Here is a 9581-nt window from a genome sequence, read left to right as displayed (position 1 = left end):
GCCGCACACCGTGCCGTTCCCCGATCTCGGCAGCGGCAAGACCATGGCCGAGCGGCGGCAGAGCTACGAGCTCTCGCCCGAGCTGCGGCGCGGGGTCTCGGCCGCCGAGATGCGCGCGCAGAGCCGGCGGCTCGATGCCGCGCTGGCCGCGATCAGGCCCCAGCGCCCCGGCACCCCCGACGCCTATGTCCTCACCATCGCGCTCGACAGCGATCCGGTCTTCGCCCGCGAGGCGCGCGAGGCGGGGCGGGTGCTCGGAGCGCGCTACGGTGCCGAGGGGCGCACGCTGACCCTCGCCGGGCCCGACGGCGCCCGCGACGATGCCCCGCACGGCTCGATCACCGCGCTGCGCCTCGCCATCGCTCACCTCGGCAGCGTGATGGACGTGCGTGAGGACGTGCTCGTCCTCTACACCACCAGCCACGGCAACGACCTCGGGCTGGCCTACCACTGGGGCGACAGCGGCTACGGCGTGCTCTCGCCCAAGGGGCTGAAGGAGGCGCTCGCCGAGGCCGGGATCCGGCGGCGGGTGCTGATCCTCTCGGCGTGCTACTCGGGCGTCTTCGTGCCGGTGCTGGCGAGCCCCGACACCGCGATCCTCACCGCGGCGGCGAGCACGCGAAGCTCCTTCGGCTGCCTCGCCGAGAACGACTGGACCTTCTTTGGCGACGCGCTGATCAACCGCGCGCTGCGCCAGCCGGTGGGTCTCGAGGAGGCCGCGCGCGCCGCGAGCCGCTCGGTCGCCGAGTGGGAGGCCAAGGCCCGCTTCCTCGCCTCGCTTCCGCAGGTCAACGTGGGCATGAACGCGCGCGCGTGGCTGCCGGTGATCGAGGCCGCGATGCCGCGCGAGCCGAGCCAGCCGGTCGGCCGCCCGGCCTTCAAGGAATAGGGAATGCCGCAGCCGTTCAGCACGGCCTTGACCTTGTCCGGACTCAATGTATCCAGTGGATACATAATCCATACGAGGCGATTCGCATGACCCCTTTCGATGCCCTCAAGGCCCAGCTTTCCGCGATCGTCCCCTTTGCCTCCCATGTCGGCGTGACGCTCGCCGAGATCGGGGCAGGCACCGCGACCGCTACGCTCGAACAGAGCCACAACACCTCCAACCACATCGCCACGATGCACGCAGGCGCACTGTTCACGCTGGCCGAGGCCGCTTCGGGCGCGGCGATGGCAGGGATGTTCCTCGAACGCCTCGCCGCCCTGCGCCCGGTCGCGGCGAGCTCGACCATCGCCTATGTCCGGCCCGCCAAGGGCACGATCACCGCCCACGCCGCAGTCGATGGCGACAAGGTCGCGCTGTTCGCCGCGCTCGATGGCGAAGGGAAGGTGCGCTTCCCCGTCACCATCACCATGGAAGACTCCGCCGGGCGCGAAGTCGCGCAGATGAGCGTCGACTGGCATGTCTCGTCCTTGGCGCAGGCAGCCTGAGCACCTAAACGCGAGGCATGACCCGGCGTGCAGCCTATCACCACGGCGACCTTTCCGCGGCCGCGCTCGATGCCGCGCTGGAACTGGTGGCCGAGGACCCCTCGGCGAGCTTCTCGCTGCGTTCGCTTGCCGAACGGCTGGGGGTCGCGCACCGGGCGCTCTACAACCACTATTCCGACCGCGGGGCCCTGCTGGCCGCCCTCGCGGCGCGCGGCTTTGCGCAGCTGGCCGAATGCCTTGCGCCCGCGCCCGATCCGGCCGGTTTCCTCGCCGCCTATGTCCGCTTCGCGCTCGGCCAGCCGGGGCTCTACGCGGTGATGACCGGGCGCAACCACGACCAGATCAACGCCGTTCCCGCCTTGCGCGCCGCGGTCGACCGGGTGATCGCGGTCGCCCTCGATGCGCTCGCGACGCCGGGCGCGGACGACGACACGCGGCGGCGCCAAGTGATGCGGGTGTGGATGCTCGCTCACGGCGCGATCGGCTTGCAGCGCGCCGGGATGCTGCGGATGCGCAGCGACGAGGAATTTGCCGCCGAGGTATTGCAGATCGCGGGCCTTGTCCCGCCACAGGAGACGAAACGATGAACCCAGCCGATGCCATGCCTTTCTCGAAGCTGATGGGCGTGACCGTCACGGCCGGCTCGGCCCAAGGGGTCGAGGGCGAGATCACCGTCCGCGAGGACCTGTGCACCGCTGGCGGGATCATGCATGGCGGGGCGATCATGGCCTTCGCCGATGCGCTTGGCGCGGTCGGCGCGGTTACCTGCCTGCCCGAGGGCGCAAAGGGCACCACCACGATCGAGAGCAAGACCAATTTCCTCGGCGCCGCGCCGGTCGGCACCCTGGTGAAGGGGCGCAGCGTGCCGCTCAAGACCGGCAGGCGCATGTCGGTGTGGCAGACCACGATCGACACCGCCGATGGCAAGCCGGTCGCGGTGGTGATCCAGACGCAACTGGTGCTCTAGGGTTCCACCCGCCGCGCCGAGATGATCTTCACCTCGGGGCGAAGCATCTGGCCCTTCATCACCCCTTCGCCCGCCTCGGGGTCGCGCGGGGCGGCGAGCACCCGGGCGACGATGTCCATGCCCCCCGTCACATAGCCGAAGGCGGCGTAGCCCGCCTGCCATGCCGGATCGCTTGCGGCCGGATCGGCGTCGAAGCCGGTCTGGTCCTCGATCATGATGAAGAAGTCCCCGTCGGCGTCACCCGGCGCAGCCATCGCCATCGACAGCGCGCCGTGGGCATGGGTGAGGCCGGTCACCGCGGTGGATTCGAAGGCGATCTTGGGGAGGACGCGCTGCGGATCGCCGCGCGTGCCGCCCTGCACCAGCCCGGAAGGCTGGCGCGGGCCGTCCAGATTCATCGCGCGGTAGAAGGTCGTGCCGTCGAGGCGCTTCTCGTCGACATAGCGCAGGAAATTGCCCGCGGTCACCGGCGCCCGTTCGGTCTCCAATGCGATGGTGACGGGGCCGAGTTCGGTCTCGAGCACCACGGTCACGCTCGCGGCTTGCGGGAAGGGACGCACCCCCGGACGGGCGGTGAGGGCGGGATCGGCCGCGGCGGCTTGCGGGCCGGGGAGCGCGAACTTGTAGAGCAGCGTGCGCTGGCACCTGTCGTGCGCGCGCGTCCGGCAATTGTCGAGATTGTCGTCCGAGATCAGGTAGAGCGCCCTCCCGCCCGCCTCCTCGCGCAGCGCCAGCCCCTCGAAATTGTCGAGCGCCAGCGGCGGAGAGAGCACGGCGAGGGTGGTCGCGGTGTTGTCGGGGGCGAGCGACATGATCGCCGTGCGGTTGCGCATCCCCGGCGGATCGGCGGGGGTGTAGCTGCGCAAGAGGACATAGCAGGTGCCGTCGCCCGCGCAGCTCGCGTCGGTCGGCACGCCGCCATGCTCCGCGATGCCCTGGGGCGCGGAAAGGGTGAAGGGGGCAACCGCGCCGCTATCGGTGATGCGCAGGCAATTGGGCCGGGCAGGGTCGGCCCATTCCCCGCAGGCGAGCACGCCGCCGGGGTAGGCTGCGAGCGTCTCGATCCCCTCGTTCGAGGGTTTGGCAGGGAACAGCGCGGACGCCCCGGTGTAGTCGCCGGTTGCCGGGCCTTCGAGCTCGGCATAGCGCCAGATGCGGTGCTGCTGCTCGAAGGCGACCAGCCATTCGCCCGAGGGCAGCCGGGTGAGCGCCTCGGCATCGCCGCGCGTCTTGTCGTCGACGCCCGCGCCCTTCGCGTCGCGCAGCGGCCCGAGCCGCACGCCCGCGACATCGGTGAGCCGGCCCTGCACCTCGTCGATGGCAAGCTCGATCCAGCGCCCGTCATCGGTGATGGCGAAGAGCGAATCCCCGTGCCATTCGAGGCTCGAGATTCCGCCGATATCGGCCTTGTCGGGCGCGATCTCGACCCCGCCGCGGAAGGTCAGCACGCCGGCCTCGGCCGCGCCGAGGTCGGCAGTCGCGGTTTCGGGCAGGAAGGCATCGTCTGCCTGTGCGGCGAGCGGCGCGGCGATCAGGGCAAGGGCGGCGAGCGCGGTGCTCCTTGATGCGAGATTGGGCGTCCATGTCATTCGTCCGGGTGTATCGCCGCTTCAACGAAGCGCAAGCCGCGAGAGGCGCCGTTCAGGCGCGGGCAAGGTTTACTTCCGTAATCGCTGTGACTACAGGTGTAATCAACAGCGAGGAGGACGCTGCCGTGTCTGCATCCGAGGAAAGCGCCCAGACCGGGCCCCAGACCGGGGCGGGCGAACGCATCACCGATGCCGAGCATGCGGTGATGGAAGTGCTGTGGGATCGCCCGCGCCAGACCGCCGCCGAGGTGTGCGAGGATGTGTGCGCGGCCCGCGGCTGGAGCCTTGCCACGGTCAAGACCCTGCTCTCGCGCCTCGTCCAGAAGGGCGCCGCCGCGGCCGAGCCCGATGGTCGCCGCTTCCTCTATTCGCCGCTGATCGCGCGCGAGGATTACGTCGGCGGCGAGAGCCGCCGGCTGGTCGACCGCCTGTTCGGCGGCCGCGCCGCCTCGCTGGTCGCGCACCTCGCCGAGACCGAGGCGCTGACTGCCGATGATCTCGCCGAGATCGAGGCGCTGCTCAGGGAGTTGAGGTCGTGAGCGCGGTGCTGCTCCAGACGCTGGTTTGGACCGGCGTGCTGATCGCCGCGGTGCTGGTACTGCGCCGCCCCGTATCGCGTCATCTCGGCCCGGAGGCGGCCTATGCTCTGTGGGCGCTGCCGCTGCTGCGCCTGATCGTGCCGCCGGTGGTGCTGCCCGCATGGATGGCGCCCGCCAAGGCCCCTCCCGCGCCGCCCGCGCCCGATGTCGCCGCCGCGCCGCCGGTCAGCGATCCGGGGCTGTGGCAGAACGCCGCAGCCGCCGCGCCGCCCGCCGACACCGCGCCGGTCGCGGTGACGTCGCTCGCAGCGGCACCCGCGAGCGAGCCCGGCTTCGACCTGTTCGCGCTGCTCGCCGACTGGCCTGTGGTCGAGATGCTGCTGCTGGTGTGGCTCGGCGGGGCGGCAGTGTTCCTCGGCCTGCGCTTTGCCGCCTATTTCTCCCTGCGCGACGGGTTGCTAGCCGAGGGGCGCGAGCTCGGCCGCGCGCGGGGCCTCATGGGCATGCCGGTGCGCCTCGTCGAGACGCCCGCCACCCATGCGCCGCTGGCGATGGGCGTGCTCGATCCGGTGATCGCGCTGCCGCCAGGCTTCCTCGCGCTCCACGACCGCACCGGGCGCGATCTCGCGCTGGCGCATGAGCTCGCGCATCACCGCGGTGGGGATCTGCTGGTCAACATCCTCGTCCAGCCGCTGTTCGCGCTGCACTGGTGGAACCCGCTCGGCCGCTACGGCTGGCTCGCGCTGCGGCGCGACCAGGAGGCGGCGTGCGATGCGCGGGTCATGGCCCGGCGCGGCGCGCAGGAGAAGGCCGCCTATGCCGCGCTCATCGCCCGCTTCGCTGCCGCCCCCGGCAGCGCCCACCACGCCGCGCTCACCGCGCCGATGGCCTGCCCGGTGCTCGGCGAGAAATCGATCATCCACCGTCTGAGGAGCCTGTCCATGTCCGATCCCACCCCCCGCCGCCGCATGGCCGGCCGCGCGCTGCTCAGCGCGGGGCTCCTTGCCCTGCCGCTGACCGCCAGCATCACCTATGCGGCCAGTGACGGCGAGAGCGTCCTCGAAGCGCCTGAGCCGCCGCAGCCCCCCGCACCGCCGTCGCCGCCCGAGGCTCCGGAACCGCCCGAGGCTCCCGAGCCGCCGACGCCGCCCTCGGTCCTTGTGATCGATCCCGATGCGCCCGCCGCACCCGGCGAAACCCGCGTCACCGAACGCGTCTGGCGTGATGCCGAGGGCAAGGAACGCCGCGTCAAGATCGTCACCCGCGGTCACCCCGACGGCGAGGCACTGGCCCGCGAGCTCGAGGGGCTCGAAGGCCTCGACAAGGCCGAACGCGAGGAAATGCTCGCCGAGATGCGCGCCGGGCTGGCCGAGGCCGACAAGGCGCTCGCCGATCTGCCGCGGATCATCGCCGAAGCCCAGGCCAGCGCCGCCAGCGCCCGCGCCGAGGCCGGTCGCCAGCCGCGCGTGATCGTCAAGCACGAGTGCAAGCCGGGAAGCGAGGAGGTCTCGGAGTCCACCACCAAGGACGGCACGCAGATCGTCAGCATCTGCCGCCAGCGCATCTACGCCTCGGCGCGGAAGGGTCTCGAGGAAGCGCGGGCCGAGATCGCCGCCGACAAGGACATCCCCGAGGAAACCCGCAAGCAGATCCTGCGCACCCTCGATGTCCAGATCAGCCACTGGAGCAGCGGCAAGGAAGGCTGAGGGTCAAGGGCCGATCGGGAGCCCCGGCGGGGGGCGGGGAGTGGGGTCGTCCCCCCTGCTGCCCGCCCCTTGCTGCTGTTTGCGCCCTAGTTCTTCGGTCGCGCCGGATAGGCGCAGCCTCGTCCCAGGCCCCAGCCCTTGAGGAACGAGCGCCGCACCATCCCCGCGGTATAGGCGGCGCGCAGGTTGCGGTCCGCCTCGGCCGCGCCGCTCGCCTCGCGCACCAGCCCGCGGAAGGGGATGAACGAGCCGACCACGCTCTGCCCGACCCGCCCTTCGCTGATGCGCTTCTCGCCGTCGTCCTGGGCAATGTCGTAATCGGCGCCCAGCACCATATCGAGCTCGGCGATCGCGCTCACCAGCGCATCGCACTTGGCAAAGCCGTCGGTCCGGTAGGGATCGCGAACCGCCGCCTGCAGCACCTCCGGGATGTCACGCGCGTCGATGTTGAGATCGCGCAAGGGGGTCTTGGCGACCTCCTTGGCGTCGGGCTCGGGCATGACCTGCGCGGCAAGGGGTGCCGAAAAGGCCCATCCCAGAGCGGCGAGGGTAGCCAAGAGGACAGGGCGCATGATCATCAACCTCCTTCAAAGAAAACTTCGCAAGCGGTGTCGTCCGTCGCCTCGAGCCCCCTCCGCAGCGCCTCCATGCGCTGGCGGCTGGAGCCGTGGGTGAAGCTTTCGGGATTGACGCCCTGACCCGCATTGCGCTGGAGGGTATCGTCGCCGATCGCGCTCGCGGCTTTCAAACCCTCCTCCAAATCGCCCGCCTCGATAAGCTGGCGGTTCTTGCCCGCCCACATCCCTGCATAGCAATCTGCCTGAAGTTCCATCGCCACCTGCAGGCGGTTGGCGGCCGCCGGATTGCCGCGCTGGGCGGCGCGCACCTGGCCCGCGATGCCGGTGAGGTTCTGGATGTGGTGGCCATATTCATGCGCGATCACGTAGAGCCGCGCGAAATCCCCTCCGGTGCCCGCCATCTGTGCGAGCTGGTCGTAGAAGCCGGTGTCGATGTAGATGCCCTTGTCGGCCGGGCAGTAGAACGGGCCGACGGCGGCGCTCGCGCTGCCGCAGCCCCCGGTCGTCACCTGCCCGCCGCGATAGAGATCGAGCACCGGCTGCTCGAAGGCGATCTCGGCGCGCTCGAAGGTCGCCGCCCAGGTCGCATCGAGGCTGGTGAGCGCGTTGCACGCCTCGCGCGCATAGTCGCTGGAGGTGCAGACCTCCTCCTCGCTCAATGTGCGCCCACCGCTGCCGCCGGTGCCCTGCGCAGGCGCGGACTGCTGCTGGACCCCCTGAAGCACGCCGATGGTCTGCATCGGATCGAGCCCGAACACCACCGCGCCGATCAGCGCGATCACCAGCGTCCCGCAGCCGATCCCGCGCGCGCCCCCCATGCCGCCCCCGCCGCCGCCATCGGAGGAGCGGACATTGATCCGTGAAGTGTCGAACGGCCCCAAGCGCATTTCCAATTCCTCCCCGCAGCCCGTAATCGTGCAACAATTTTGTTGGACAGCCGCGTTTGCGGCGGCAAAAGCGAACCCCAATAGCCGATGCGTGCAGGAGATGCGGCGAATGCTCAAGGATAAGCGTGCCCTGGTGACCGGCTCGACCTCGGGGATCGGGCTGGCGGTGGCGCGCGCCCTGGCGGCCGAGGGCGCGGAGGTGATCCTCAACGGGCTGGGCGACCCTGGCGAGATCGCGCGGCTGTGCGATGAGCTGGGGGCGCTCTACAACGGCGCCAACCTGATGGACGCGGCCGCCATCGCCACGATGATGGGGGAGATCGGCCCCATCGACATCCTCGTCAACAATGCCGGGATGCAGCACGTCGCCGCGATCGAGGCCTTTCCGGCCGACAAGTGGGACTCGATCCTCGCGCTCAATCTCACCGCCGCCTTCCACACCACGCGCCTCGCGGTGCCGAGGATGAAGGAGCGCGGCTGGGGGCGGATCATCAACACCGCGAGCGCGCATTCGGCCGTCGCCTCGCCGTTCAAGAGCGCCTATGTCGCAGCCAAGCACGGCCTTGCGGGCTTCACCAAGACCATCGCGCTCGAGCTTGCGACCCACGGCATCACCGCCAACTGTATCTCGCCGGGCTATGTCTGGACGCCGCTGGTGGAGAACCAGATCCCCGACACCATGGCCGCGCGCGGGATGACGCGCGAAGAGGTGATGAACGACATCCTGCTGGCCAAGCAGCCGACCAAGCAGTTCATCGCCCCCGAGGATGTCGCCGCGCTCGCGGTGTTCCTGTGCACGCCGGCCGCACGCGGGATCACGGGGGCGAGCTACGCGATCGACGGGGGCTGGACCGCCGAATGAGGTTTTCGCGCGGCCCTGTCCTGATCCTGCTGGCGCTGCTTGCTGCCTGCGCGCCCTCATCCCCGCGCCCGGCGAGCTTGCCGCCCGAGGACCGCGCCGCCATCGCCGCACGGCTCGAGGCGGACATCGCCGTCCTCGCCTCCGACGCGATGGCGGGCCGCAGGCCGGGAACGCCGGGCGGGCGCGACACCTCGGCGTGGATCGAACAGCGCATGGGCGAGGCCGGCCTCGTCTCGGGCACCAATGATCCGGGCTCCTACTGGCGGCTGCCGGTCGATCTGCTCGGCATCCAGCCCGAAACCGCCGCGCTGGTGCTCGGCCAGGGGCGGCGGCGGGTGACGGTTCCGGCTGCCGATGCCGCGGTCTACACCCCGCGCCGCCGCGCGCTCGCCTTCGGCGGGCCGGGGACGGGGGTGCCGGTGGTGTTCGTCGGCTATGGCGACGGCTCGGTGCTCGGCGATGCGCTGGCGGGCGCGGTGGCGGTGATGCTCGCCGACCAGGGCCGCGACACCGAACGCCGCAACGCGCTGTTCCGCCAGCGCGCGACCGCCGTGCTCACCGTCGTCCCCGATGGCGAGGCGCTCGCCGCCGTGCGCGCCGCCGCCGAGCGCCCGCGCCTGCTGCTGGCAAGCGAGGAGGAGGACAATCTCGCCGCCTACATCACCGACAAGGCCTTCGCCGAGGTGATCGGCGCGCGCCGCTGGGCGGCGTGGAAGGCCGAGGCCGCCGACCGCGCCTTCGCGCCGATCGAACTCAACCTCGCGGTCAGCCTCGAAGCGACCAGCGACCGCCGCGAGTTCGCCAGCCAGAACATCATCGGCATGATCCCCGGCAGCGCGCCGGGTACGGGCGCGGTGCTGGTGCTGGGACACTGGGACCACCTCGGCGAGTGCGGCCCGGCGGGCGCGCTCGACCGGATCTGCAACGGCGCGGCCGACAATGCCAGCGGCATCGCCATGATGCTCGAACTGGCGCGGCGACTGAAGGCGGGCGCGCCGCTCGGGCGCGACATCTACTTC

At 71.0% G+C, this 9581-nt stretch carries 11 protein-coding genes; 8 read left to right on the top strand and 3 right to left on the bottom strand.

Going from position 1 to position 9581, the window contains the following annotated elements; genetic code table 11:
- From AX692_RS06865 to AX692_RS06850, 4 genes are all read left to right on the top strand, one after another.
- Positions 1-889: C13 family peptidase (locus tag AX692_RS06865; protein WP_073977607.1), on the top strand; the 889-nt coding region annotated here is incomplete at its 5' end.
- 86 nt (positions 890-975) lie between these two features.
- Positions 976-1434 (top strand): YiiD C-terminal domain-containing protein, encoded by a 459-nt coding sequence (locus AX692_RS06860; protein WP_073974731.1) that lies wholly within the window; start codon positions 976-978, stop codon positions 1432-1434.
- A gap of 17 nt (positions 1435-1451) precedes the next feature.
- A complete protein-coding gene (locus AX692_RS06855; protein ID WP_073974732.1) occupies positions 1452-2021 on the top strand; it encodes a TetR-like C-terminal domain-containing protein in 570 nt (189 codons plus the stop codon).
- Positions 2018-2401 carry a PaaI family thioesterase gene (locus tag AX692_RS06850; RefSeq protein WP_073974733.1) on the top strand — a complete coding sequence of 128 codons (384 nt, stop codon included), beginning with the start codon at positions 2018-2020 and terminating at the stop codon, positions 2399-2401. The genes AX692_RS06855 and AX692_RS06850 overlap by 4 nt, the downstream gene beginning before the upstream one ends.
- Here AX692_RS06850 and AX692_RS18955 read toward each other — a convergent pair.
- A complete protein-coding gene (locus AX692_RS18955; protein WP_081095188.1) occupies positions 2398-3990 on the bottom strand; it encodes an esterase-like activity of phytase family protein in 1593 nt (530 codons plus the stop codon). The genes AX692_RS06850 and AX692_RS18955 overlap by 4 nt on opposite strands.
- A 125-nt stretch (positions 3991-4115) precedes the next feature.
- Here AX692_RS18955 and AX692_RS06840 point away from each other — a divergent pair, with 125 nt between their 5' ends.
- A complete protein-coding gene (locus AX692_RS06840) occupies positions 4116-4529 on the top strand; it encodes a BlaI/MecI/CopY family transcriptional regulator (protein WP_073974734.1) in 414 nt (137 codons plus the stop codon).
- The gene (locus AX692_RS06835) at positions 4526-6235 is read left to right on the top strand and encodes a M56 family metallopeptidase (RefSeq protein ID WP_073974735.1); all 1710 of its coding nucleotides are present in this window, start codon (positions 4526-4528) and stop codon (positions 6233-6235) included. Before AX692_RS06840 ends, AX692_RS06835 begins: the two co-directional genes overlap by 4 nt.
- Before the next feature lie 86 nt (positions 6236-6321).
- On the opposite strand, the gene AX692_RS06830 is transcribed toward AX692_RS06835, so the two are convergent.
- Positions 6322-6807, bottom strand: coding sequence for a hypothetical protein (locus AX692_RS06830; protein WP_073974738.1), 486 nt, complete (start codon positions 6805-6807; stop codon positions 6322-6324).
- Between the two features lie 5 nt (positions 6808-6812).
- Positions 6813-7700: a neutral zinc metallopeptidase gene (locus AX692_RS06825; protein WP_073976967.1), complete on the bottom strand. Its 888-nt coding sequence runs from the start codon at positions 7698-7700 to the stop codon at positions 6813-6815.
- A gap of 100 nt (positions 7701-7800) precedes the next feature.
- Between AX692_RS06825 and AX692_RS06820 the strand changes: the two genes are divergently transcribed.
- Both AX692_RS06820 and AX692_RS06815 read left to right on the top strand, forming a co-directional pair.
- The gene (locus AX692_RS06820; protein WP_073975668.1) at positions 7801-8562 is read left to right on the top strand and encodes a 3-hydroxybutyrate dehydrogenase; all 762 of its coding nucleotides are present in this window, start codon (positions 7801-7803) and stop codon (positions 8560-8562) included.
- A partial coding sequence (locus tag AX692_RS06815; protein ID WP_155646279.1) for a M28 family peptidase occupies positions 8559-9581 on the top strand: 1023 nt, incomplete at its 3' end. The genes AX692_RS06820 and AX692_RS06815, both read left to right, overlap by 4 nt.

This window comes from Erythrobacter donghaensis (assembly GCF_001557325.1).
GTDB classification, from domain to species: Bacteria; Pseudomonadota; Alphaproteobacteria; order Sphingomonadales; family Sphingomonadaceae; genus Erythrobacter; species Erythrobacter donghaensis_B.
This window is presented reverse-complemented; position numbering and strand designations above follow the sequence as displayed.